The sequence below is a fragment of the Cellulosimicrobium sp. Marseille-Q4280 genome (genome assembly GCF_943181405.1).
Lineage (GTDB): Bacteria > Actinomycetota > Actinomycetes > Actinomycetales > Cellulomonadaceae > Cellulosimicrobium.
In genome coordinates this window covers 17,263-38,323 of sequence record NZ_CALPBY010000004.1, presented here as the reverse complement: position 1 = coordinate 38,323, position 21,061 = coordinate 17,263, and the positions used below count along the sequence as shown (strand labels likewise).

The window sequence follows — 21,061 nt, the reverse complement described above, 5'->3', positions numbered from 1 at the left end:
CCGGGCGCGGAGGGTCACGGGTGCGCCACCGTCGCGCGCGTCAGGACCACCGCGCCGTGCAGCGACTGGGCCCTGCCCGTGAGGGCCGCGTCGCGTCCGAGCGATATGTCGCCGTCGGCGAGGAACGTGCCCCGAGCGGTCGCGGTGTCGGAGATGGTGATGCCCGAGGTGCCGCGGAAGAAGACGCGATCCGCGGACGCGCCGTTCCGCAGGACGACGCGTGCGCTGGCGGCGAGCGTGATCGCCGTCGCGGAGAGGACGAAGACGGCGCTCGTGTCGCCTCGCGCGTCGAGCGTGAGCGTCTGCGTGATCTGGACGGCACCGGAGCGTCGCCCGACGCCGGGGTAGAACGTCCCGGTCACGGTCGCCGGCAGGTTGACCGTCGTGGCGCGGGCGTCGATCGCGGCGGCGAGGGCGAGCGCGTCGTCGCGCGCGTTGCGGGCTGCCACCGTGTTCCGCTCGATGGTTCCGGAGACGTCCCAGGGCCAGAAGCCCGAGACCGTGGAGCCGGGCGAGACCGCCACGTCGCCGGTGATGGAGCTGCCGATGCCGAGGAACGCCTGGTTCGCGACGCGCGTGGCGGCGAGGACGGTGTAGGTGGCGGCGCGCCCGAGCCGGAGCGGAGCGGCGGTCGCCACGCGGAACGTGTTGCCCGTGCTGACGGTGCGCGCCGTGAACGCGGCCGTCACCGGCTCCCCCCGTGCGGTCACCACGGCACCGAGCCCCAGCACCACGAGCGCGGCCAACGCCGAGCGGCGGCTGGGCCCACCCGGCGTCGACGGGGACGACGTCGTGTTCGGGCGGGCGCCGGGTCGTGGGACGCGCTCGGGCCACCACCAGGCGACGACGAGGAACGCCGCGAGCGTCACGATGCCCCACAGCGCCACGAGCCCGAGCCTGCCGTGCGCGATCCACAGGCTGGGCAGGCCGACCCAGGGCACGAGCAGTCGCGCCTGCCCGGTGATCTGGTTCCGCGTGATCTGGTTGCTGTCGACCGTCGGGTTCGCGTCACCCGCGGTGACCCACCGGCCCTCCTCCTCCCCGGACGCGACGATGCGGTGGAGCCGGGACCCGCTCTCCCCGCTCGGCTCGGCGGCTGCGGGCGTGCGGAACTGCACCACGCCACCCACCGGGACGGGCGAGTCGGTCGGGAGATCGGTCAGGAGGACGAGATCTCCCGGGTCGATGTGCGGTCGCATCGACCCGGTCTGGACGACGGACCCATGCCAGCCGAAGGCGAGAGGCACGAGTGAGACCGTCGTGAGCGCGAGCGTCAGGACGAGGAACACCTCGGCCAGGACGCCCAGGCACAGCGCCGCCCAGCCGTCCCGGGAGAAGGCCGCCGGGACGGCGGAGCGGAGACTGCGGTGCACCGGTCCGGACGCGGGTCAGGCTCAGGTCGTGGGCGCCTCGTCGCTCTGCAGCTCCCACACGAGGTCGACCGAGACCTGCGCGCCCTGCAGCGCGTCGACCTGCTGCTGGGTCAGTCCCGTGGTGTCGAAGGTCCACGTGCCGCGGTAGGTCATCGACTCGCCGGGTGTCCCCGTCGTCTCCCAGGCGGCCCCGCCGGTCGCGTAGTCGTAGTTGTTCGCCACCAGGTCGACGAGCGAGGCGGGCGGCAGCGCGCCGGGGACCGGCTCGAATCCGTCGCAGCTCTCGAACGACCCGCCGGTGCCCCGCTCGACCTGGAACTCGATGTAGTTCTCCAGGCCCTGCGCCGACGTCGACAGGTTCTCCATGTAGGCGCGGACCTCGCCGGCCACGTTCGACCCGGACGTCACCACGATGCACCGCTGCCCGGTCTCGCCCGGGACGAGGTTCGCTTCGGTGAAACCCGCGCGACCGGCGTCGTCGTCGGTCAGCACCACCTGTCCGGTGCTCCACGAGTTGCCCGCGTTGCGTGTGGTCGCGGTGAACGCTGCGGTCGAGCTCTGCCACACCAGTGCACCGGCCGCGAGGACGGCGACCGGGACGACCGCGAGTGCTGATGCGCGCCGAAGGCGCGACGAAGGAACTGACATGAGAGGCCCCCCTGCTCGAGGTCACCGCCCCCTGCGGCGACCTGTCGGGCCCCAGGCTACGTGTCTCTCGACCGGTCCTGCATCCCTGCAGGTGACCCGCGCCTACGCGTCGTCGTCCTGGATCACCGACAGCACGTTGCCCGCCGGGTCGCGGAACCACGCGATGAGCGGGCCGCCGCCGCGGAAGACGAAGTCGTCGTCCGTCTCGACGGGCGTGCCCTCGTACCGCTCGAACGCGACACCGCGCTCGCGCAGCGCCGCGACCGTGGCGGGCACGTCGCGCACGGGGAAGTTGAGGACTGTGTACGACGCCGGCTCGTGCGCCTCGCCCTTCGGGTACACGAGGACCCCCGTCGTGCCGGGCACGTCGAGCCAGAGCATGTCGTCACCCCGGACGGGCAGCCCGAGCACGTCGCCGTAGAAGCCCTGGGCCGCGCCGACGTCGTCGACCGAGAACCCGCTGAACGCCTTGTCGAGCATGGTGCCTCCTGGTGCACGGGCCGGCTCGGGTGCCGGCTCTCCCAGGGTCGACCGCCGGGACGCCGCTCGCTCATCGGCGCGGCGTCGGTGGAGTGCGGCAGGATGGCCGCATGACCGAGAGCACGGAGAGCACCGCGGAGCCGACACCGCCAGGCACGGACCTCCTCCTCCTGGACACCGCGAGCCTGTACTTCCGGGCGTTCTTCGGCGTGCCCGACTCGATCAAGGCGCCCGACGGCACGCCCGTCAACGCGGTCCGGGGCCTGCTCGACATGATCGCGACGCTCGTCGCCGACCGGCGCCCCTCGCGGCTCGTCGCGTGCTGGGACGACGACTGGCGGCCGGCGTTCCGCGTCGAGGCGATCCCGTCGTACAAGGCGCACCGGGTCGCGCGCGAGGAGCCGGGCACGACGGGCGTCGAGGAGGTCCCCGAGAAGCTGCTCGCCCAGGTCCCCGTGATCGTCGAGGTGCTCGCCGCGCTGGGGATCGCGCGCGTCGGCTCCCCCGGCTACGAGGCGGACGACGTCATCGGCACGCTCACCGCACGCGAGGTCGCGCGCGCCGCCGCGTCGGGCGGGACCCCGACGGCGCCCGTCGGCCGCACCGACCGCGCCCGCGTCGAGGTGGTCACGGGCGACCGGGACCTGTTCCAGCTCGTCGACGACGCCGCGGGCGTGCGCATCCTCTACCCGACGAAGGGCGTGCGGAACCTCGACGTCGTCGACCAGGCGCGGCTCGCCGAGCGCTACGGGCTGCCGTCGGGGGCGGCGTACGCGGACATGGCCGTGCTGCGCGGCGACCCGAGCGACGGGCTCCCGGGCGTCCCGGGCATCGGCGAGAAGACCGCCGTCGCGCTGCTCGACCGGTTCGGCGACCTCGCCGGGGTGCTCGCCGCGCGCGACGCGGGCGACGGCGGGCTCACCGCGACCCAGCGCCGTCGGCTCACCGAGGCGGCCGACTACCTCGCCGTCGCCCCCCTGGTGGTCCAGGTCGCGCGCGACGCCCCCGTGGGCGACGTCGACGACGCGCTCCCCGCCACGCCCGCCGACCCCGGGGCGCTCGAGACCCTCACCGAGCGCTGGGGCCTGGGGTCGTCCGTGCAGCGCGTGCTCGACGCCCTGGGGAACCAGGCCGGCCCGCGACCGACGTACGCGACGTGAGGACGACCCGATGGCCCACCGTGAGAATGACCGTCCCGTCACGAGCGCACTCGGTCTTCGGGACCGTTCGGCAGCGGGTCTGCTCGGCCTGCTGCTGCTGGCCGACCTGACGCTCATCGCGCTCCATGTCTCCCTCAAGACGGTGGGAGAGCCGTCCGGGTACACGTTCGACCTCGGCATCGACCGCGGTTACGGCGAGTTCTTCCAGTACGTGCACACCCTGTGGGCGGGCGCCCTCGCGCTGCTGCTGGCCGTTCGAGCCCGCACGGCGGTGCTCGGCGCGTGGGCCCTCGTGTGCGGGTACTTCCTCGCCGACGACTGGCTCCAGCTGCACGAGCACTACGGCGTGGTCATCGGGAGCAGGTTGCCGGAGCTCGGAGCGATGAGCACCCATGTCGGCGAGATGGTGTGGATGGCCGCGGTCGGCGTCGTCGCCGTCGTCGTCGTGGGCGTGGCGCACGCCCGGGCGTCGTCGGAGTGGCGCGCGGTCTCGGCGATGCTCATGGTGCTCTTCGGTGTGCTCGTCCTGTTCGGCGTCGTGATCGACGCCGTGCACAGCGCGCTCCTGGGCATCGTGACGCTCGACCTCGTGCTCACGACGATCGAGGACGGGGGCGAGCTCGTCGTCATGAGCCTGGTCGTCACCTTCCTCTTCGCCGTGGCGGTCACAGGTCACCGCCCGCAGCTCGGGCGGCGTCTCGCCCGCCTCGCCGGGGTCCGGCAGGACATACCGAGCCGGGACACCACGCACCCGGTCGCCGCACGCTGACCTCGGGACACTTCATCCCTCGGACGTGGCACGAACGCCCTCGTCCCCCCTCCCTCTACCTCGTGCGGCCGCGTGTCACATCCTGCGCCTCCCGCACGTCAGAGGGGGGTGACGCCGACCCGGCGCCACGAGATCCGCCAGGAGCCGAGGGGAACACCATGCCCGAGAGCACGCCCACCGAGACCGCCACCACGACCACCCCGTCGCCCGACGCCGTCGCGGACCTCCGCACGCGCGTCACCGGCGTGGTCCTCGTCCGGGGCGAGGCCGACGGCGGCCCGTCCGCGGCGGAGGCCGTCGCCGCGCACAGCACGCTCGTCGTGCACGACCCGGCCGTCGTGGTCGTCGCGGACACGGAGGCCGACGTCGTCGAGGCGGTCCGGTTCGCGTCCGCCCACGACCTGCCGGTCCGACTGCACGCGACCGGGCACGGTGCCGCGTGGCCCGTGACCGACGGCGTCGTCGTCGCGACCGAGGGCCTGGCCGGCGTCGAGGTGGACCCGGCGACCCGCGTCGCCCGGATCGGCGCCGGCACGCGCTGGCAGGCCGTGGTCGACGCGGCGGGCGAGCACGGCCTCGCGCCGGTCACCGGCTCGTCGACGCACGTGGGCGTCGTCGGCTACACGCTCGGCGGTGGGTTCGGGCCGCTCGTGCGCAGCCACGGCCTCACGACGGACTGGGTGCGCGGTTTCCGGGTCGTCCTCGCCGACGGATCGGTCGTCGACACGGACGCCGGCTCCGAGCCCGATCTCTTCTGGGCGCTGCGTGGTGGCAAGGGCGGTCTCGGGGTCGTCACCCGGCTCGACCTCGAGCTCGCGCCGCTCGCGTCCCTCTACGCGGGCTCGCTGACGTTCGACGTCGAGCACGTCGAGGACGTGTTCCGCGGCTGGGCGGCCTGGACGGCGACGGCCCCCGACGACGTCTCGACGTCCGTGGTCCTGCTCGCCCTGCCGGACCTGCCGTTCATCCCGGAGCCGCTGCGCGGGAAGAACGTCCTCACGCTCCGCTTCGCCTTCCCGGGCGACGCCGCGGAGGGCGAGCGGCTCGCCGCGCCGTTGCGCGCACTCGCACCCGCGCTGGCCGACACGATCACGACGATCCCGACGACCGCCGTCGCGTCGATCCATGCCGACCCGGAGGACGCCGGGCCGTCGTGGGTCTCCGGCGCGGCGCTGCGGACGCTCGACGACGCGTTCGTGGCGCGCTTCCTCGCCGAGTACGGGCCGTCGAGCTCGTCGCCGTTCCTCGCCGCGGAGGTGCGCCATCTCGGCGGCGCGGCGACGCGCGACGTCGAGGGCGGGTCGGCCGCCGGCGGCCGGACCGCCGGGTACCTGCTGGGCCTCGTCGGTGTGAACCCTCCGCGCGTGCCGGACATGGTGGCGAGCGCCGCCGCTCTCGCGCAGTGGTCGGCGCCGTGGGCGGCGACCGAGACGAACGTCAACTTCCTCCCCGGGCCGTGGACGGACGAGACCCTGTCCCGCGCGTGGTCACCGGAGACGGCCGCGCGGCTGCGGTCGGTGCGCGCTGCGTACGACCCGGCGGGGAGGTTCCCGTTCGGCTCGTGACGCTCGACGCTCAGGCCTGGAAGAGCGCGGTGAGCCGGGGCAACCGACGGGCGTTCTCGCCGTCGTCGTCGAAGTCCCAGCTCTCGCCCCACGGTTCCGAGCTGGAGCCCTCGTGGGACGAGGCGTCGCGCGCGGCGTAGTACGCCTCGTCGTCCTCCCCCGTCGCCCGGGACCACGCGTCGCCGACCAGCCCGTCGAGCGACTCGAACCCGAACCATGCCGGCCCGCCGCCCGCCATCGCGGCGACCGTCGGGTGGTCGGCAAGGGAGTCCGGGTCGGCGACCACCCGCTCGAACGTCCCGCGACCCGCGAGGATCAACCCGTCTCGGAAGTCCATGAAGCCGTCGTCGCTGCACCCGCCCTCGACGAGGTACGCGGCGCCCCACACCGTCCACCCGTAAGCGGCGTCCGTCACGTCGTCGGCGGCGGCGGCGAACGCGAGGATCCCGTCCGCGCCGAGCCTCTCGACGAGCAGGCCGGTCAGGGCGTCGGGGAGCGGGTCGTCGTCGGCGCCGCGGTCGTCCGCGCCTGCGCCGGCACGGCTGCGGGCCTCGTCGACGAGCGCCCAGAACGTGTCGTGGTCCATGGCGGGGAAGGTAGTGCGGGGCACCCACACCTCGCGACGCCGCTCAGGGACGGGCGTGCTCGAAGATCACCGTCGTGCTCGTGCCGGCGACCTCCGGCCGGACGCTCAGCGTCCTCGACACGAGGTCCCGCAGGGCGTCGGAGTCGGCGACCGCGACGTGCAGGAGGAAGTCGCGGTCGCCCGTGACGAAGAAGACGCCCTCGACGTCCGGCAGCGTGAGCAGGTAGTCCCGGAACGCCTCGAGACCCTTGCGCGCACCGGCCTGGAGGCGGATCGCGATGAGGGCCTGGAGCCCGCGCCCGAGCGCTGCCGGGTCGACGTCGGCGCGGAACCCGCGGACGACGCCGCGCTCCACGAGCGAGCGCACGCGCGCGTGGCACGTCGACGGCGCGATGCCGACCTGCGCGGCGATCGCGGCGTTCGTCACGCGAGCGTCCGTCGTGAGGACGTCGAGGATGCGGAGGTCGGTCTCGTCCAGCTCGGCCGGTCCGCGGACGGGTCGAAGATCCTTCGGTCCTACCGTGCCCCTCATCGCACCCTCCAGAACGTCGGCGCCTCGCAGGCCGACTCTACCGAACACCCTTCGGCAGATCTTGTCCGGCACCGAACGATCGACCACGCTGAGTCCGTGCGACACCACCCCGTCGCGCACCAGCCACACGCCCGCCTCGCGGACCGCCGTCGTCGTCGGCGCCGGGATGGTCGGCCTCGCGACGGCCTGGCACCTCCAGGAGCGGGGCGTCGAGGTGACCGTCCTCGACCGCGAGGGCGTCGCCGCGGGGTCGTCGTGGGGCAACGCGGGCTGGCTCACGCCCGGCATGGCGATGCCGCTCGCCGACCCGTCGCTGTGGACGTACGGTCCGCGCGCCCTCCTCGACCCCGCCGCCCCGCTGCACGTGCCGCTGCGGTTCGACCCGCGCCTGTGGGCCTTCCTCGCCCGATTCATGTCCCACGCGACGCAGCGTCGCTGGGACCGGGCGATGGCGGCGCTCACGCCGATCGACCGCGTCGCGCTCGACGCGTTCGACGAGCTCGCCGCGGGCGGTGCGGCCGGCCGCGCCGACCATGCCGTCGGTGCCGTCGGTGCCGTCGGTGCTCGCACGACGCCGGGGCCGTTCACCATCGCGTTCGAGCACGAGCGGGAGGCGCGCCCGTTCCTGCGCGAGCTCGAGCACGTCGCCGCCGCAGGACAGCACGTCCCGGTCCGTCGTGTCGAGGCGGGCGAGCGAGCGCCGCAGCTCACCGACCGCGTGACGACCGTGCTCGCCCTGGAGGGCCAGCGCTTCCTCGAGCCGGGACCGTTCGTCCACGCGCTCGCCGACTCCGTCCGGGCGCGCGGCGGTCGCGTCGTCACGGGCGCCGACGTGCGCGCCGTCCGCCCGCGCCGGGCCACCGGCGGCGGCGACCGGTCCGGGGTGTCGCTGCGCGTCGTCGGGCCCGACGGCGAGTCCGTGGTCGACGCGGACGCCGTCGTCCTCGCGACGGGAGCGTGGCTGCCCCGGCTCGCGGCCCCGCTCGGCGTGCGCACGCGCGTGCAGGCGGGGCGTGGGTACTCGTTCACCGTGAAGACCGACGAGGCCGTGGAGCAGCCGCTCTACCTGCCCGCGCGCCGCGTCGCGTGCACGCCGTACCAGGGGCGGCTCCGCGTCGCCGGGACCATGGAGTTCCGCGGACCCGACGAGCCGTTCCAGCCACGGCGCGTCGAGGCGATCCTCGCGTCCGTCCGGCACCTGTTCCAGGGCGTCGACCTGGACGAGCGCCACGACGAGTGGGTGGGGTCGCGGCCCGTGACGCCCGACGGCCTGCCGCTCGTGGGGGCGACGCGTGCACCCGGCGTCTTCGTCGCAGGCGGGCACGGCATGTGGGGGATCGTGCTCGGTCCGGCGACGGGCAGAGCGCTCGCCGAGCAGGTCGTCACCGGCCGTGTGCCCGACGAGATCCGCCCGTTCGACCCGCTGCGCTGACCCCCGCGCCGGTCCCTACGCTGACCCCCATGGACCTCGCGCGCTCGATCCCGCTGTTCGTCCTCGCCGCGCTGCTCGAGATCGGTGGCGCATGGCTCGTGTGGCAGGGCGTGCGGGAGCACCGGGGCTGGCTGTGGATCGGGGCCGGCGTAGTGGCGCTGGGACTCTACGGCGTCGTCGCGACGCTCCAGCCGGACGCGAGCTTCGGCCGGATCCTCGCGGCGTACGGCGGCGTGTTCGTCGCCGGGTCGCTCGTCTGGGGCATGGTCGTCGACGGGTTCCGCCCCGACCGCTGGGACGTCGCGGGCGCGCTCGTGTGCCTGGTGGGCGTCGGGATGATCATGTACGCACCGCGGCCTGCGTGACCGTCGCCGGCGCGCGGTCCTGCGGTCGCAGCGCCCCGCTCACCGTCCCAGGACGGGTGACGCGCGCCTGCCCGTCTGCCAGGATCGGCGCGTGACCATCGACGTTCCCACCGGCAGGGGGCCGGCGCACGACGCCGGGACCGGGCAGATCGAGACGACGCTGCCGGGCCTGGGGCCGGACCCCGCGCAGCCGCCGTACGCGAGCTGGGGGCGACGGGTCTTCGCCTACCTGCTGGACGCGGCGGTCGTGTCCGCGGTGACGTTCCTGGCGGTCGGTCCGGTGGGGGTCCCGTCGATACTGCCGGGGATCAGCGTCCCGTCGAGCGACGACCCGGGTGTCACTGTCACCGACAGCGGTTGGCTCGTCGCCACGGCCATCGCGTTCGCCCTTCTCCAGGCGTACGCCGGATGGACACCGGGCAAGCGCACGGTCGGGATCGTCGTGGTCCGCGACGAGACCGGCCGCCCGGCGGGGCTGCTCGCCACGGTGCTGCGCTGGGTCGCGCACGTCCTCGACGCCATCCTGCTCATCGGCTTCCTCCGGCCGCTGTGGAACGCGCAGCGCAAGACGTTCGCCGACTCGCTGCTGCACACGGTCGTGGTGCTGTCGGCCGACGCACCGTCGCCCCATCCCTGGGTCGCGGCGCTCCGGGCGCGCTGGGGAACTCGCGGGCCCGACGGCGCACCCGGCCGGCGCGGTCGGCGCGCCTCGACCGTCGTCACGGCGAGCGCGACGCTCGTGTGCGTCACGGCGTCAGCGTTCGCGCTCACCCCGGCGACCATCGTGGGAGGTGACGTCTGGCAGTCCGAGTGCACGCCCCTGGTGGAACCGGGTGCCTCGACGGCGCCCCTCCGGTTCGAGCACGTCGGGATCGTGTCGTGGACCGTCCCCGTGACCGAGACCCGCTGGGGCGTGACGCGGACGGCAGCGCCGACCGGCACTCCGGCATTCGCACCGGCCGACGCCGACGGGCTGGAGGCGACGTACGTCGTCACCCCGGCGCCCGGCGCGCCCACGGGCGTCCCCGTCGACGCCGAGCTCGTGCTCACGCTGTCGACCTGGGACGGCGTCCTGGTCCTCGAACGGTCATCGTCGGTGCGGGTGACTCCCGAGGCCGACGGCACGGTCACCGACGTGCTGGTGTCCGGGTCGCCGGACGGGGGCGACCTCGAGACCGTGCGCGTGGCGGCGTCGACCGTCGCCGCGCTCGAGCCGGCGTGGCGCTGGGACGCGTCGCTCCGGATCGACGGCGCGACCGTCGCCTCGTGCGGCGGACGCGGGCCGTCCTGACCGTCTCTCGTCGCGGACGATGCATCGCAACACGCACGAAACGCGGCGGACGACCGGGTGAAATGTCGCGGTCGCACGATGGAGGTGCGCCGGACCTCGAGTCCGGCGCACCAGCCACGGCCGGGCGGCGCACCAGCGCCGCCCGGTGGCGGCTTCCCCGTCCCGACGGCCCCGGGAGGCCTCGTGCCCGACCACAGCCCGCTCTTCTCCTCACCCGGCGCCACCGACGCCCCCGTGACGACCCGCACCGTGCACCGCACCCGCGCGTCGGGCACGGTGCTCCCCGACCTCGGCCTCAACGTCCAGGGAGAGCCGCGCCGGCAGGCGAATCCCGGCGACGAGCTGACCGTCGACCCGGCCGACCGCCGTCGCCGGGCCCGCGCCGCGCTGCTCGACCTCCGTCGTGACATGATCCGCCGCGGGGCGCGCGGCTGAGCACTGCCCACGTGGGCGCCGCCGCGTAGGTTGTCCCCATGCGGATCGGAGCCCACCTCGACCAGTCGGACGTCGTCGCGCAGGCCGCCGGGATCGGCGCGGACGTCGCGCAGATCTTCCTCGGCGACCCCCAGTCGTGGAAGGGACCGGAGTTCACATATCCCGGTGGTGCGGAGGCCCTCAAGGCCGACGCCGCGGCCGCCGACCTCGAGCTCGTGGTCCACGCGCCGTACGTCATCAACGTCGCGAGCCCCAACAACCGGATCCGCATCCCGAGCCGCAAGCTGCTGCAGCAGATCGTCACGGGCGCGGCGGCGGTCGGTGCGACGGGCGTCGTGGTGCACGGCGGCCACGTCACCGCGGCGGAGGACCCCGCGAAGGGGTTCGACAACTGGCGCAAGGCGATCGACGCGCTGCAGACCGACGTCACCGTGTACATCGAGAACACCGCCGGCGGCGACTTCTCGATGGCGCGCCGGCTCGAGCGCATCGAGGGCCTGTGGGCCGCGGTCCAGCAGGCCGACGGCGCGGAGAAGGTCGGTTTCTGCCTCGACACGTGCCACGCGTGGGCCGGCGGGATCGACCTCGCGTCCGCGGTCGACGACGTCCGCGCGATCACGGGTCGCGTCGATCTCGTGCACCTCAACAACAGCCGCGACACGGCGGGATCGGGCGCCGACCGCCACGCGAGCCTCACGACCGGGACGATCGACCCCGAGCTCCTGCTCGGCGTCGTGCGGGCGGCGGGCACGTCCGTCGTGTGCGAGACGCACGCCGACGTCCCCGCCGACGTCGCATGGCTGCGCGAGCAGCTGGGCTGAGTCACGATGAGCGACATGACGCCCACCCCTCCGGTGCCGATGCCTCTGCGCAACGTGACGGTCGACGCACGGGACCCGCGTGCCCTCGCCGACTTCTACCGCCGCCTCACGGGTTGGGAGTACACGCCCGGCCAGGAGACGCCCGACCCCGACGGCGAGGACTGGCTGACCCTCGCGGTCCCCGGGACGGACGGGACGCGGCTCGCGTTCCAGCGCTCCGACGCCGAGGTCCGGCCGTGGCCCGGCGGCGCACGCGTCCACGTCGACCTCGACGTCCCCGACCTGGACGCCGCGCACGAGCACGCCCTCGCGTGCGGCGCCACGCCCCTCACGGGGACGCCTGCCGAGGAGGGCCACCCGGACGACCCGTTCCGGGTCTACGCCGACCCGGAGGGCCACCCCTTCTGCCTCACCGGGCCGCTCGGCTGAGGATCTCCTCGCGCCCGGATCGAACCGGACGGCCCCCCGTTCCGTCTACCGGGTGACAGGACGTCGCGCTCCGACGCGACGCGCCACGACGGAGGGGAGATTCACGTGCGCACGAGGACGACGGTCCTGCTGGGGGTCGGCGCGGCGGTGGTCGTGCTGGGAGGAGCCGCGGTCGCGTTCGGTCCGGGCCTGTACGCCGACTGGTCGGAGGACCGCGCTGCGGACGCTCCCACGCTCGATGCCGGCACGGGGTCCACGCTCGACGCCGCCGGGCTCGACGGGACGTGGGACGTGGGCACCGGGTCGTTCGCCGGGTACCGGCTCGACGAGATCCTGCGCGGCGAGGACGTGACGGTCACGGGCCGCACGGAGGACGTCACGGGTTCCGTGACGCTCGCGGACGGTTCGCTCACGGACGCCGAGGTCGTCGTCGACATGACGACGGTCGCGACGGACGTCGCCAACCGCGACGCGTACTTCCGCGACACGGCGATCCAGGTCGCGGAGCACCCGACCGCAACCTTCGCGCTCACGGAGCCCGTCGAGGTGCCCGACGCGGCCGGCGCGGTCGAGCTCGCGGGAGACCTCACGGTCCGGGGCGTCACGCGGCCCGTCACGGTCGACGCGCAGATCGGCGCGGAGGGCGACGACGTCCAGGTCGTCGGCGAGGTGCCGATCACGTTCGCGGACTTCGGCGTCGAGGCGCCGAGCCTCGGGTTCGTCGAGGTCGAGGAGACCGGGAGCATCGAGTTCAGCCTGGCCCTGACCCAGGCGTCCTGAGCCGCGGTGGTCACCGACGACGCGACCGGCACCGCGACCGGGCCCACGGGTCCGGTCGCGGACGAGCTGCTGCGCGCCGTGCACGACACCCACGGCACTGCGCTGCACCGGTACGTCGCACGCATGACCGACGACGACGCCCGTGCCCAGGACGTCGTACAGGAGACGCTCCTGCGCGCGTGGAGCCACCCGGAGGTGCTCGAACGGCCGGAGGGCTCGGTCCGGGCGTGGCTGTTCACGGTCGCGCGCAACCTCGTCGTCGACGACCTGCGGCGGGCGCACCACCGGCGCGAGCTGGCGAGCGCGCACCTGCCCGACCACGGCGAGGCGGACGCGACGCAGGCCGTGCTCGACGCGTGGCTCGTCGCCGACGCGCTCGTGGCGCTCTCGCCGGAGCACCGGGCCGTCGTCGTGGGGGCCTACTACCGCGGTCGGTCGGTCGCCGAGATGGCGGACGAGCAGGGGGTGCCACCCGGGACGGTGAAGTCCCGCATGCACTACGCGCTGCGCGCGCTGCGGCTGACGCTGCAGGAGAAGGGAGTCACGCCATGACCGGCACACCCGGCACCTCCGGCACGTTCGGCACGTTCGGCACGGACCCGTTCCGCGAGTGGGACGCCGCCTACGTGCTCGGCGCTCTCGGTCCGCGCGACCGCCGCGCGTTCGAGGCTCACCTCGCGACGTGCGAGGCGTGCCGCGGGTCCGTCACCGAGCTCGCCGGGATGCCCGGGCTCCTCGGGATGCTCACGCCCGAGCACGCCGCGGCGCTCGTCGACGGCTCGGTCGACGGCTCGGTCGAGGGTCCGGTCGACGACGCCGTCGCGACGCCGGGGGCGCGTCATGCGCCGCATGGTCGCACCGAGCGAGACCACGGGGGTGCTGTGCCGATCACGGAGCTCGCCTCGGGGGCGCGTCACCGCCGTGCCCGACGCCGCGGGCTGCTCGTCGCGGCAGGCGTCGCCCTGGTCGTCGCGGGCGGGGCGGCGGGCGTCGCGCTGACCGGCCCGGCGCGCGAGGCACCGTCCGGCGCGGCACCGACGTCGACACAGCCTTCGAGCGCGCCGTCGAGCCCGCCGCAGACGACGACGGTCGAGCTGCTCCCCGTCGACGGCACGGACGTGCGCGCGGAGCTCGTGCTGACGCCGGCGGCGTGGGGCACGCGGCTCGACTGGTCGTGCTCCTACCCGACGGGCGCGGCCGAGAGCGGCGCGACGTACGAGCTCGTCCTCGTCGACGACGCCGGCAGGCGGGAGGTCGTGGCGACGTGGTCGGCGACCGACGCGGGCCGCTCGGACGGGCTGGGCGCGTCGTCGGCCGTCCCGGTCGAGGGCATCTCGAGGCTCGAGCTCGGCGTCACGGGCCTCGACCGGCCGCTGGCGGCGGCGGACGTCACCCCTGTCACGTGACCTCGCGAGCGGCAGGCGGTCAGGTCAGTCGTCGTCGTCGTCGACGACCGGGCCGCGACGCAGCTCGAGGTCGATCTGCTCGGCGTCGAGCAGATCGAGCGCGTGCCGCAGAGCCTGCGAGCTGTAGACGCCCGACGACCGGGCGGCGAGCAGCGCGGTGCGCTGCGCTGCGATCGCCCGGAGGCGCAGCTCCTTGTACTGCGTGAACACGTCGGCGGAGGTCGCGGCGTCCACGTCCCGCGTCTCGAGCTCGCGGACGACGTCGCGGCGCACGCGGGCCACGACCCCCGGGTCGTACGAGCGGCCGTCGGGACGCCGGAGGTCGGGGGCGTCGACGACCCGCGCCGCGGCGACGTCGAGCTCGGCCCGGACGGCCCCGCGGTCGTTGTCCGCGGGCGAGACGCCCCCGGTGAGACCGAGCCTCTTCACGACCCACGGGAGCGTGCTGCCCTGGAGCAGGAGGCTCCCGACGGCGACCCCGAACGCGACGAGGACGAGGAACGACCGGTGCGGCGTGTCGAGCGGGAGCGTCTGCGCCGCCGCCACGGTCACGACGCCGCGCATCCCCGCCCAGACGAGGAGCACGCCCTCGCGCGGGCCGAGCGGCTGCGCGCGCAGGTAGTCGATGTCCGCGACGCGACGTCGCAGCGTGTCGCGGACCCGGCCGACGCGCTCCGGTGTCCCGGCGGCCGGACCGCCCGAGCGGCCCCGCCGGGCGGGGGCCCGCGACCCGTGCGCGGCGTCCGACCTGCCCGCGGCGTCCGGCCCGTCCGACCCCTCCGCGGCGTCCGACCCGCGCAACCCGTGCGGGACGTGCGGGACGTGCGGGACGTGCGGGACGTGCGGGGGGTTCAGGTGCGGGCCCCGGATCGCCTCGAGCTGCGCGGTCACGCCGGTCGCCGACTCGGTGGCGCCCGGCGCGCCGGGGTGGAGCGGCGTCCCGTCCGGGGCGAACTTCGCGTCGAGCGTCTCCTGCATCCCCGCGATGACGCCGCGCACCTTCTCCCCGCGTCTCGCCCGGCGCCCGGCGCCGTGCACGAGCGGCAGCACGTACACGGCGCGCACGAGGAGGACCGCGACGATCGTCAGCGCGGCGATCCCGACGGCCTGCCAGAGGTTGCCGTGCGTGTCGACGACGTCCTCGACGAGCGCGAACAGCTCGAGCCCCATGAGCAGGAAGACGCCGCCCTCGAGCAGCAGCTCGATGGTGCGCCAGTTCGACTCCTCGGAGATCCGGTCCTGCGGCCGCAGGTACTTCGCCGCGCCGTTGCCCGTGACGAGGCCGGCCGTCACGACGGCGACGAGCCCCGACGCTCCCAGGAGCTCCGACGGCAGGTACGCGACGAACGGGACGACGAAGGACACCGCGACGCTCAGCGACGGGCGGCCGAGCCGCGCCCGGACGAACAGCCCGACGAGCCCGACGACGAAGCCCACCGCGACGGCGACCACCACCGCGAGCACGAAGTCCCCCGCGACGGACCACAGCGACACGCTCGCGGCCGTCGCGGCGATCGCCGAGCGCAGCAGCACGAGGGCGGACGCGTCGTTGAGCAGGCTCTCGCCCTCGAGGACGGTCACGACGCGCGGTGACGCGCCGAGGCGCTTGACGATCGACGTCGCGACGGCGTCGGTCGGGCTGACGATCGCGCCGAGCGCGATCCCGACGGACAGCGGGATGCCCGGGACCAGCGCGGTGAAGAGGAATCCGAGCGCGACCGAGCTCACGACGACGAGAGCGACCGAGAGCCCGCCGATGGCCGTGAAGTCGCGACGGAAGTCCATCGTCGGCAGGCTCACCGCCGACGAGTAGAGCAACGGCGGGAGCACGCCCGCGAGGATCCACTCCGGCTCGACCTCGATCGCGGGGACCACGGGGACGAAGCTGATGCCGATCCCGACGAGCACCAGGACGAGCGGCGCAGCGACCCCGGCCTTCGGCGCGAGCACGTTCACCGCGACGATCGCGACGACGACGGACGCCCCGAGCGCGATGAGCCCGAGGATCTGGTCCTCGGTGAGCTGGAAGGGAAAGTCCATCCGTACCTCCGGGCAGGGTGTGCGGCGGTCGGGTCCGCCGGACACGCCGCGTCCAACCTACCGAGCCGCTTGCCCGACGGCGCCCGGACGGTCCGGGCGCCCGACTCCCCCGCAGGGTGGTGTTCCGGGGTGCGGAGCGCACGGAAGGATCGGCCGCATGGACACGACGCACCGCCGCGACCTGCCGAACCCCGGGTTGTTCCCCGATCGAGCGCCTGATGGAGCGACAACCCGGGGTTCGGCAGGTCATGCGGTGCGCGACGGCGCCGCCCGCCCCGACGTGTGGACCCGCCTCCAGCCGTGGGCGCTGCCGGGGTTCCTCGCCGTCGTCGTCGGGCTCTTCCTCCTCACGACCCCCGACGGCGCCGTGATCAGCGCTGAGGCCGACGGCAGCCACGGCATGTGGACCGGTACGGTCGGCCTCTGGAACGGTGAGTCGACGGCGCTGCCCATGGCCGTCGCGTGGGCTCTCGACGCGCTCGTCGTCGTCGGGGTGTGCCTCTCGCGCCGGTCGCCGCTGTGGGGGCTCGTTCTCACCGTGCTGCCCTTCGCCACCGCTGCCGCGACCGGCGCCCTGGTGTGGGGATGGTGGCTCGGCGTCCTCGCGGTCGCCGTCGTCGGGGCGTTCGACGGGTGGCGCCGAGCAGTCCTGCCGACGCTGACCGCGATCGGGCTGGCCGCCGTCTACGTCTGGACCGGGATCCCCGCGATGCTGCCGACCGGTCCGGTGTGGGCGGTGTCGTCGGACATCCCGCGCTACGCCGACCACGACGTCCCGGTCGACCCGGCGATCGGCGACCACGTGCTCGTCACGGCGCTCTACGCCTTCTGGACCGTCGCCGCCGTCACGGTCGCGGCCGCCGTCGGCGCTGTCGGGCGATCCCGCGACGCGTCCCGCGAGGCCGCCGCCGCGGGCCGACGTGCCGCCGACTCCCAGGCCGTCACGGCAGAGAGGGCGCGGGTCGCGCACGACCTGCACGACGTCGTCGCGCACCACGTGTCCCTCGTCGCGGTGCGCGCGGAGTCCGCGCCGTACGTGCACCCGGGGCTCGACGACGCGGCCCGCGGGGTGCTCACCGACATCGCCGGGGACGCTCGCGCCGCGCTCGGCGAGCTGCGGCAGGTGCTCGCCGTGCTGCAGCGCAGCGAGGACGCCGCGCCCGACCTGGCGCCGCAGCCGGCGGCGAGCGACGTCGTCGGGCTCGTGGACGCGGCGCGTGCGGCGGGGCAGGACGTCACGTTCGTCGGCGCACCGGACCTGTTGGCGCGCGTGCCCGCCACGGTCGGCTACGCGGTGTACCGCGCGGCGCAGGAGGCGCTGACGAACGCACGGCGGCACGCACCGGCGTCGCCTGCCCGCGTCGATCTCGACGTCGTCGGGGCGGGGGCCGACGAGACGGGGGTGGACGGGTCGGTCGTGCTGCGCGTCGCGAACCCGCTCGCGAACGGTACGGGACCCGGCGAGCCGGGCCGCGGCCTCACCGGGATGCGCGAACGCGTCGAGGCGCTCGGCGGCACCCTGTGCTCGGGGACCGCGGGCGACGGCGTCACGTTCGTCGTCGAGGCCCGGCTCCCCTTCTCCGTACTGCGCGGAGGAGCGGGGTCGGGGAGGGCCGGGAGAGTCACCGGGCGCGCCGTCCCTGTCCACGCCGCCACCCACCACGTCGCGGACGGCGACGCGTGAGCCCGGTGACACGGCTGGTCGTCGCGGACGACCAGCCGGTGGTGCGGCACGGGTTCGCCGCGATCCTCGATGCCGCGGACGGGCTCGAGGTCGTGGGGTCCGCGGGCGACGGGCGGGAGCTGCTCGACGTCGTGGCCGAGCGGTCCCCCGACGTCGCGGTCGTCGACGTACGCATGCCGGTGCTCGACGGCATCGCGGCGACGCGGCGGATCGTCGCGGACCACCCCGGCACGCGCGTGCTCGTGCTCACGACGTTCGACCTCGACGAGTACGTCTACGACGCCCTGCGGGCCGGCGCGAGCGGGTTCCTGCTCAAGGACGTCCCGGCGCCGCGGCTCGTGGAAGGCGTGCGCCTGGTCGCGGACGGCTCGATGCTGCTCGGCCCGAACGTCACGCGACGCCTCGTCGGAGACTTCGCGGCTCGCGTCGTGGAGCCACGCCCGCGCTCCGGCCTCGACGACCTCACGCCCCGCGAGCACGAGGTGCTGCTGTGCGTCGCACGCGGGCTGTCGAACGCGGAGATCGGGGCCGAGCTGTTCATCACCGAGCAGACCGTGAAGTCGCACGTGTCCGAGGCGCTGCGCAAGACAGGGTGCCGGGACCGCGTGCAGCTCGTCGTCGCCGCCTATGAATCAGGTCTCGTGCGCTGACCGACCCCGCGGCCGCAGCGGTCCCGCCGGGCGATCCCATGTCAAAGACTCTTGACACGATGTCCGCACCGCTTTACGTTAGCCATGTCAGAAATCTTTGACATCCCAGATCGAGGGAGCGCGAGATGTCGTACGAGGAGAAGGGCACGTGGGTCTACCTCGTCGTGAGTGTCGTGGTCTACGCGGCGTACGTCGGCGTGATCCTGTCCCGGGCCGACGGCGGCCCGCTCGCCGACGTCGTGTACGTCGCCCCGCTCCTCTGGACGATCGCCGCGTCGATCGTCGCGGGCATCGTCGTGCGCATCGCGGTCGAGATCGTGCGCCCGAGCGAGAGCTACCGCAGCGACGAGCGCGACCGCGAGCTCGCGCGGCAGGGCGTCGTGGTGGGGTGGTGGGGCGTGGTCGGCGGGTCGCTCGCGGCCCTCGCCCTGGCGCTCGTCGAGGCCGACTACTTCTGGATCGCGAACGCCGTCTACCTCGGCTTCGTGCTCTCGGCGGTCCTGTCGTCCGTGACGACGATCGTCGCCTACCGCCGGGGAGCCTGACGTGGGGGGCAGGCCGACGCGGGTCACGAACAGCATCCGGGCGCTGCGGTTCGCGCGCGGCGAGATGACGCAGGCCGAGCTGGCGGAACGCGTCGGCGTCACGCGTCAGACCGTCATCGCGATCGAGCAGGGCCGCTACTCGCCGTCGCTCGAGACGGCGTTCCTCATCGCCCGCGCGCTGCGGGCACCGCTGGACGAGGTCTTCGGCTTCCCCGAGGACACCCTGGACGACGACGCCTGACGCCGCCGTCCCCACGAGAGGACAGCACGATGCGCGCAGCAGTCTCAGCCACCTACGGAGCGCCCGAGGTCCTGCACGTCGAGCAGCTCCCCGCTCCGGCGCCCGGACCGCGCGAGATCCTGGTGCGGAACCGTGCGAGCACGGTCGCGGCGGCGCTCGTCGCCGCACGCTCGGGCACGCCGTGGTTCGCCCGGCTCGCGTTCGGCCTGCGCCGTCCGCGCTACCCGGTGCTCGGCGGCGAGGTCGCCGGGGACGTCGTGGCGGTCGGGTCCGCGGTGAGCCGGTTCGCGGTCGGGGACCGCGTCGTCGGCCTCACGAAGATGGGCGCGGGGGCGCACGCCGAGCTGGTCCTCCTGCGCGAGGACGGCGTGGTGGAGCCGCTCCCCGACGGCCTGACCGAGGTCGACGCCGCCGTCCTGGCCGCCGGGCCGCTGACCGCCCTGCCCTTCCTCACGGTGCACGCGCGGGTCCGCGCCGGGCAGGCGGTGCTCGTGATCGGGGCCTCTGGGTGCGTCGGGACGGCCGCGGTCCAGATCGCGGTGCACGCCGGGGCCCGCGTCACGGCCGTGTGCGGACCACGGGGCCTCGACCTGGCTCGCGAGCTCGGCGCGGAGAAGGTGGTGGACCGGACGACCCAGGACGTCACGGCCGCGGGCGATCGGTACGACGTGGTCCTCGACGCCGCCGGCGCGAGCTCCTACCGCCGCTGCCGCCCTCTGCTGACCGACGACGGCGCGTACCTGTCTACCGTCCCCTCGGTGCCGATCCTGTGGAGAAACCTGTGGACAGGGCGGCGCACGCGCGGGCGCCGAGGCGTCGTCGCGTTCACCGGCCTGCGGTCCGTCGAGCAGCAGCTCGACACGCTGCGCACCGCGCTCGAGCTCGGCAGGACCGGGGAGCTGCGGCCCGTCGTCGACGCGGCCTACCCGCTCGACAAGATCGCCGACGCGCACCGGCACGTCGAGCACGACCACAAGGCGGGGACCGTCGTCGTCCTGATCGACTGACCGCAGGTGAACCCTCGCCGCGCCGCACCCTGTCGCCTCGAACCCCGGGCTGAGCGTCACGGCATCGTGCCGAACCCGGGGTTGTGCGTCGATCGGAGCGTTCTCTGCCGCGCAACCCGGGGTTCGGCAGGCCGGTGGACTCGCGGCGCAGTCCGCCACGCGGCAGAGTCGACGGGCAGGGAGCGGAGCGCGCTCGGGTCGCGAGGGCGCGCCGCGCCGGGGAGGCTTCGAGGACACCCGTACCCACCGAGAGAGGCGGACCCTGTGCACGCGCGCGCACTCCTGGAAGACCTGTACGGACGCATCGGACCGACGGCGACCCGCGTCGTGGACGGGCTCGACGACGACGCGCTCACGGCGCGCGTCGACCCCGAGGCCAACACGATCGCGTGGCTCGCGTGGCACCTCGCTCGCGGGCAGGACGCCCAGGTGGCGGCCGCCGTCGGGCGCGACGAGGTGTGGACGCGCGACGGCTGGGCCCGGCGGTTCGACCTCCCGTTCGGCGACGACGCGTCGGGGTACGGGCAGTCGCCCGAGGAGGTGGGGCAGGTCCGCGCCTCCGGCGACCTGCTGCTCGGGTACGTGCACGCCGTCCAGGTCGAGTCGCACGACGTGCTCGCGTCCCTCGCGGACGACGACCTCGACCGCGTCGTCGACGAGTCGTGGGACCCGCCGGTGACGCTCGGCGCTCGGCTCGTGAGCGTCGCCGTCGACGCGCTGGAGCACGCCGGGCAGGCCGCGTACGTCCGGGGTGTCCTGGAGCGCACCGGCCGTGCCTGACCCTGACCCACCTCCTGCCGGGTGACGCACTCCCGTCCGAGA

Annotated in this window: 24 protein-coding genes; 18 read left to right on the top strand and 6 right to left on the bottom strand. The window is 74.6% G+C overall.

Going from position 1 to position 21,061, the window contains the following annotated elements; genetic code table 11:
- Nucleotides 1-14: 14 nt before the first annotated feature.
- From NFS20_RS11545 to NFS20_RS11535, 3 genes are all read right to left on the bottom strand, one after another.
- On the bottom strand, nt 15-1,373 hold the full coding sequence (locus NFS20_RS11545; RefSeq protein WP_251151937.1) for an ice-binding family protein: 1,359 nt from the start codon (nt 1,371-1,373) through the stop codon (nt 15-17).
- Between the two features lie 21 nt (nt 1,374-1,394).
- On the bottom strand, nt 1,395-2,021 hold the full coding sequence (locus tag NFS20_RS11540) for a hypothetical protein (protein ID WP_251151936.1): 627 nt from the start codon (nt 2,019-2,021) through the stop codon (nt 1,395-1,397).
- 102 nt (nt 2,022-2,123) lie between these two features.
- Nucleotides 2,124-2,501, bottom strand: coding sequence for a VOC family protein (locus NFS20_RS11535; RefSeq protein ID WP_251151935.1), 378 nt, complete (start codon nt 2,499-2,501; stop codon nt 2,124-2,126).
- A gap of 110 nt (nt 2,502-2,611) precedes the next feature.
- On the opposite strand from NFS20_RS11535, the gene NFS20_RS11530 reads away from it, so the two are divergent.
- The 3 genes from NFS20_RS11530 to NFS20_RS11520 all read left to right on the top strand — a co-directional run bounded on the left by NFS20_RS11530 (nt 2,612) and on the right by NFS20_RS11520 (nt 5,995).
- A complete protein-coding gene (locus NFS20_RS11530; protein ID WP_251151934.1) occupies nt 2,612-3,661 on the top strand; it encodes a 5'-3' exonuclease in 1,050 nt (349 codons plus the stop codon).
- 10 nt (nt 3,662-3,671) lie between these two features.
- Complete coding sequence (locus NFS20_RS11525) at nt 3,672-4,430, top strand: DUF8692 domain-containing protein (protein ID WP_251151933.1); 759 nt, start codon at nt 3,672-3,674, stop codon at nt 4,428-4,430.
- A gap of 158 nt (nt 4,431-4,588) precedes the next feature.
- The gene (locus tag NFS20_RS11520; RefSeq protein ID WP_251151932.1) at nt 4,589-5,995 is read left to right on the top strand and encodes an FAD-binding oxidoreductase; all 1,407 of its coding nucleotides are present in this window, start codon (nt 4,589-4,591) and stop codon (nt 5,993-5,995) included.
- A gap of 10 nt (nt 5,996-6,005) precedes the next feature.
- Here NFS20_RS11520 and NFS20_RS11515 read toward each other — a convergent pair whose 3' ends face one another.
- Together NFS20_RS11515 and NFS20_RS11510 are read right to left on the bottom strand one after the other, a co-directional pair.
- The gene (locus NFS20_RS11515) at nt 6,006-6,581 is read right to left on the bottom strand and encodes a DUF4240 domain-containing protein (RefSeq protein WP_251151931.1); all 576 of its coding nucleotides are present in this window, start codon (nt 6,579-6,581) and stop codon (nt 6,006-6,008) included.
- 43 nt (nt 6,582-6,624) lie between these two features.
- Nucleotides 6,625-7,113, bottom strand: coding sequence for an Lrp/AsnC family transcriptional regulator (locus tag NFS20_RS11510; protein ID WP_251151930.1), 489 nt, complete (start codon nt 7,111-7,113; stop codon nt 6,625-6,627).
- A 61-nt stretch (nt 7,114-7,174) separates the two neighbouring features.
- Between NFS20_RS11510 and NFS20_RS11505 the strand changes: the two genes are divergently transcribed.
- The 9 genes from NFS20_RS11505 to NFS20_RS11465 all read left to right on the top strand — a co-directional run bounded on the left by NFS20_RS11505 (nt 7,175) and on the right by NFS20_RS11465 (nt 14,072).
- Nucleotides 7,175-8,545: an NAD(P)/FAD-dependent oxidoreductase gene (locus tag NFS20_RS11505; RefSeq protein WP_285821126.1), complete on the top strand. Its 1,371-nt coding sequence runs from the start codon at nt 7,175-7,177 to the stop codon at nt 8,543-8,545.
- A gap of 29 nt (nt 8,546-8,574) precedes the next feature.
- Complete coding sequence (locus tag NFS20_RS11500; RefSeq protein ID WP_251151929.1) at nt 8,575-8,910, top strand: YnfA family protein; 336 nt, start codon at nt 8,575-8,577, stop codon at nt 8,908-8,910.
- A gap of 91 nt (nt 8,911-9,001) precedes the next feature.
- Nucleotides 9,002-10,201 carry an RDD family protein gene (locus tag NFS20_RS11495; RefSeq protein WP_251151928.1) on the top strand — a complete coding sequence of 400 codons (1,200 nt, stop codon included), beginning with the start codon at nt 9,002-9,004 and terminating at the stop codon, nt 10,199-10,201.
- A 183-nt stretch (nt 10,202-10,384) separates the two neighbouring features.
- Nucleotides 10,385-10,636, top strand: a complete 252-nt coding sequence (locus tag NFS20_RS11490; RefSeq protein ID WP_251151927.1) for a hypothetical protein — start codon at nt 10,385-10,387, stop codon at nt 10,634-10,636.
- Between the two features lie 38 nt (nt 10,637-10,674).
- Nucleotides 10,675-11,457, top strand: a complete 783-nt coding sequence (locus NFS20_RS11485; protein WP_251151926.1) for a deoxyribonuclease IV — start codon at nt 10,675-10,677, stop codon at nt 11,455-11,457.
- 15 nt (nt 11,458-11,472) lie between these two features.
- Nucleotides 11,473-11,886, top strand: coding sequence for a VOC family protein (locus NFS20_RS11480; protein WP_251151925.1), 414 nt, complete (start codon nt 11,473-11,475; stop codon nt 11,884-11,886).
- 105 nt (nt 11,887-11,991) lie between these two features.
- Nucleotides 11,992-12,666, top strand: coding sequence for a YceI family protein (locus NFS20_RS11475; protein ID WP_251151924.1), 675 nt, complete (start codon nt 11,992-11,994; stop codon nt 12,664-12,666).
- 6 nt (nt 12,667-12,672) lie between these two features.
- Nucleotides 12,673-13,218 carry a sigma-70 family RNA polymerase sigma factor gene (locus NFS20_RS11470; protein WP_251151923.1) on the top strand — a complete coding sequence of 182 codons (546 nt, stop codon included), beginning with the start codon at nt 12,673-12,675 and terminating at the stop codon, nt 13,216-13,218.
- Entirely contained in the window at nt 13,215-14,072 is an 858-nt protein-coding gene (locus tag NFS20_RS11465) for a zf-HC2 domain-containing protein (RefSeq protein ID WP_251151922.1), read from the top strand. Before NFS20_RS11470 ends, NFS20_RS11465 begins: the two co-directional genes overlap by 4 nt.
- 24 nt (nt 14,073-14,096) lie before the next feature.
- On the opposite strand, the gene NFS20_RS11460 is transcribed toward NFS20_RS11465, so the two are convergent.
- Nucleotides 14,097-16,112, bottom strand: a complete 2,016-nt coding sequence (locus NFS20_RS11460; RefSeq protein WP_251151921.1) for a cation:proton antiporter — start codon at nt 16,110-16,112, stop codon at nt 14,097-14,099.
- 253 nt (nt 16,113-16,365) lie between these two features.
- Here NFS20_RS11460 and NFS20_RS11455 point away from each other — a divergent pair, with 253 nt between their 5' ends.
- The 6 genes from NFS20_RS11455 (at nt 16,366) to NFS20_RS11430 (ending at nt 21,019) form a co-directional block, all read left to right on the top strand.
- Nucleotides 16,366-17,796: a histidine kinase gene (locus tag NFS20_RS11455; protein WP_251151920.1), complete on the top strand. Its 1,431-nt coding sequence runs from the start codon at nt 16,366-16,368 to the stop codon at nt 17,794-17,796.
- Between the two features lie 5 nt (nt 17,797-17,801).
- Nucleotides 17,802-18,446, top strand: a complete 645-nt coding sequence (locus NFS20_RS11450; protein ID WP_251152269.1) for a response regulator transcription factor — start codon at nt 17,802-17,804, stop codon at nt 18,444-18,446.
- A 125-nt stretch (nt 18,447-18,571) separates the two neighbouring features.
- Complete coding sequence (locus NFS20_RS11445) at nt 18,572-18,991, top strand: hypothetical protein (protein WP_251151919.1); 420 nt, start codon at nt 18,572-18,574, stop codon at nt 18,989-18,991.
- 1 nt (nt 18,992) lies between these two features.
- Complete coding sequence (locus tag NFS20_RS11440; RefSeq protein ID WP_251151918.1) at nt 18,993-19,232, top strand: helix-turn-helix transcriptional regulator; 240 nt, start codon at nt 18,993-18,995, stop codon at nt 19,230-19,232.
- Between the two features lie 29 nt (nt 19,233-19,261).
- Entirely contained in the window at nt 19,262-20,239 is a 978-nt protein-coding gene (locus tag NFS20_RS11435) for an NAD(P)-dependent alcohol dehydrogenase (protein WP_251151917.1), read from the top strand.
- A gap of 264 nt (nt 20,240-20,503) precedes the next feature.
- A complete protein-coding gene (locus NFS20_RS11430) occupies nt 20,504-21,019 on the top strand; it encodes a mycothiol transferase (protein WP_251151916.1) in 516 nt (171 codons plus the stop codon).
- The last annotated feature ends 42 nt before the right edge of the window (nt 21,020-21,061 follow it).

Coding starts and splice junctions, on each gene's coding strand:
- NFS20_RS11510 (WP_251151930.1), bottom strand. CDS start 7,113: ATGAGGGGCACGGTAGGACCGAAGGATCTTCGACCCGTCCGCGGACCG.
- NFS20_RS11500 (WP_251151929.1), top strand. CDS start 8,575: ATGGACCTCGCGCGCTCGATCCCGCTGTTCGTCCTCGCCGCGCTGCTC.
- NFS20_RS11525 (WP_251151933.1), top strand. CDS start 3,672: ATGGCCCACCGTGAGAATGACCGTCCCGTCACGAGCGCACTCGGTCTT.
- NFS20_RS11515 (WP_251151931.1), bottom strand. CDS start 6,581: ATGGACCACGACACGTTCTGGGCGCTCGTCGACGAGGCCCGCAGCCGT.
- NFS20_RS11530 (WP_251151934.1), top strand. CDS start 2,612: ATGACCGAGAGCACGGAGAGCACCGCGGAGCCGACACCGCCAGGCACG.
- NFS20_RS11520 (WP_251151932.1), top strand. CDS start 4,589: ATGCCCGAGAGCACGCCCACCGAGACCGCCACCACGACCACCCCGTCG.
- NFS20_RS11540 (WP_251151936.1), bottom strand. CDS start 2,021: ATGTCAGTTCCTTCGTCGCGCCTTCGGCGCGCATCAGCACTCGCGGTC.
- NFS20_RS11485 (WP_251151926.1), top strand. CDS start 10,675: ATGCGGATCGGAGCCCACCTCGACCAGTCGGACGTCGTCGCGCAGGCC.
- NFS20_RS11465 (WP_251151922.1), top strand. CDS start 13,215: ATGACCGGCACACCCGGCACCTCCGGCACGTTCGGCACGTTCGGCACG.
- NFS20_RS11445 (WP_251151919.1), top strand. CDS start 18,572: ATGTCGTACGAGGAGAAGGGCACGTGGGTCTACCTCGTCGTGAGTGTC.
- NFS20_RS11460 (WP_251151921.1), bottom strand. CDS start 16,112: ATGGACTTTCCCTTCCAGCTCACCGAGGACCAGATCCTCGGGCTCATC.
- NFS20_RS11480 (WP_251151925.1), top strand. CDS start 11,473: ATGACGCCCACCCCTCCGGTGCCGATGCCTCTGCGCAACGTGACGGTC.
- NFS20_RS11435 (WP_251151917.1), top strand. CDS start 19,262: ATGCGCGCAGCAGTCTCAGCCACCTACGGAGCGCCCGAGGTCCTGCAC.
- NFS20_RS11535 (WP_251151935.1), bottom strand. CDS start 2,501: ATGCTCGACAAGGCGTTCAGCGGGTTCTCGGTCGACGACGTCGGCGCG.